Origin of the sequence: Nitrosovibrio sp. Nv6, from assembly GCF_900110495.1 — a bacterium.
Lineage (GTDB): Bacteria > Pseudomonadota > Gammaproteobacteria > Burkholderiales > Nitrosomonadaceae > Nitrosospira.
The window spans coordinates 1-2,039 of record NZ_FODX01000019.1 but is presented as its reverse complement, the minus strand read 5'-3'; the positions used below and the strand labels follow the sequence as shown (position 1 = coordinate 2,039).

The 2,039-nt window shown below is 51.3% G+C and carries 2 protein-coding genes; one reads left to right on the top strand and one right to left on the bottom strand.

The window, feature by feature from the left end; translation table 11 throughout:
- Window positions 1-264: 264 nt before the first annotated feature.
- Window positions 265-1,791: a MocR-like pyridoxine biosynthesis transcription factor PdxR gene (locus BMX66_RS15225; RefSeq protein WP_090883729.1), complete on the top strand. Its 1,527-nt coding sequence runs from the start codon at window positions 265-267 to the stop codon at window positions 1,789-1,791.
- 61 nt (window positions 1,792-1,852) lie between these two features.
- Here the strand turns inward: BMX66_RS15225 and BMX66_RS15860 are convergent.
- Window positions 1,853-2,039: hypothetical protein (locus BMX66_RS15860; RefSeq protein WP_218142109.1), on the bottom strand; the 187-nt coding region annotated here is incomplete at its 5' end.

Here is a 2,039-nt window from a genome sequence, read left to right as displayed (position 1 = left end):
CGAAAGCATCAAGCAGGGCAAGCTGGTCCTCAAAACCGCATCGAAGGATGAGGATGAGGAGGAAGAAGAGGACGAGGAAGAGGAGTGAATTGAATCTTTCTGAGTGACATAGCGCCGCCCTCCAGCACTTATTATCTTCTTACTTAAAAGGTGGGCGGTGTTCAGTATTAAGTGACAGGTTTACGTTAGCTCTGCGAATATGTCAGAATTGGACATTTATCTGAAACTGAAATCCAGCGCGCATGCGCGCAGTCACGAAAAAATATGGCAATTCCCATTGAACTTGACCACAGCAGCGGTCAGTCGCTGCAAGGCCAGCTTTTCGAGCAGTTACGAAATCTCATCCTTGGCGGAAAGCTGAATCCGGGTACGCTTATCCCGGCTAGCCGAGTACTTGCAGAACAATTGGGTATTTCTCGAAATACCGTTTTGCTTGTCTATGACCGTTTAATTGCCGAGGGTTACCTTCAAGCCCGAAAGGCAATTGGAACATATGTAAATCTCGAATTACCTGAAACCTGCCTGGCCGCGACTCGCAGAACCTCCGCTTCGGTTCCTGTTCGTGGAGAGACGGTAAAGCGTCCCGTCATTCCCTTTATCGGCCAACCCCCGTCTGTAAACCACACTCAGCACCTGGATTTTGATTTCTGTCCAGACCGGATCGGCTTCGATTTATTTCCACACAAGATATGGCGTCGTTTTATTAACAGAACGTTTACCTCGGCCAGCACGCATTTTACGGAGTGCTGCGATCCTGCTGGTTTGCCACAGCTGCGAGAAGTAATTGCAGCCCATCTTGGGGTGGCACGGGCGATCAGCGTTTCTCCTGAACAGATAATTATTACCGCCGGCTCTCAGGAGGGGTTGAATCTGGCGGCCCGGTTACTTGTGAAAGAGGGAACGCTGGTCGCCACCGAGAATCCTTGTTACCATGGTGCTAAATCCCTTTTCGAAAGCTATTACGCGAAATTAATCCAGATACCCGTAGATGAGGCGGGACTGGACGTCGCGCAATTACCCAGGGAAGGCGTGTCACTTCTGTATGTTACCCCCTCTCATCAATTCCCTCTTGGCTTCACGCTACCGATTGAGCGTCGACTGAAACTTCTGGACTGGGCCCGGCGTTGCGGCGCATTTATTATAGAGGATGATTACGACTCGGATTTCCGGTACCGCGGATCGCCCTTGACAGCCCTCATGGGCCTCGATGATCACGGTTGTGTCATGTATTTGGGAACGTTCTCCAAATCCATGGGTGCTGGCCTGCGTCTTGGTTATCTGGTGGTACCCAAGTCATTGATCCCCGCAGCACGCACGGCCAAGGCCTTACTCAATAATGGAAATGCCTGGCTAGACCAGGCAACAATGGCTGATTTTATTCAGAGTGGCGCTTATGGCAATCATTTGAGACGCATGCGTAACATTTATTCGAAGCGTCATGATTGCCTTATAGAGGCACTACGTGAACATTTCGGCCCGGTCCAGCTTTCCGGACTGGAGAGCGGCCTCCACCTTGCCTGGCATCTCCCGGATAACTATCCTGATGCATCAGAGCTCCGGGCAATTGCATTGCGTCATGGGGTAGGCGTTTATTCTATTGGATCCGGCACCACTTTTGCTTTCGGCAAATGCGGCTACAGCGCGCGCACACTCGTACTGGGCTTTTCTTCCCTTAATGAATATCAGATTCGAGCCGGCGTTCGACGGATGGCTGATGCATTTGCAGGACTGCCAGCAGATTTCGTTTTTTCAGGCACGGATGCTCGTGCTGAGCCTGCATCTATTCTCTAACGAAGGCCGTCGGCCTTTATTCGAACTGCTCCCAAGGATCTCTCTCATCGGGTGAGCGAATCTAATCGGGCAATCCTTGTTTACAAGCTGCCTTATCCATTTCCTGAGAGAGCCTGAAAAAATGGGGACGCTTGATTTCAGATAAATACCTATAAAAAACACCGATCCACCTTTCCGTCTGGGACGGTGGCGGACCGGTGTCATGCCTTGGGCAAGCTGCCCGGTGTTTCTGCAATCCGGGCAGCGGC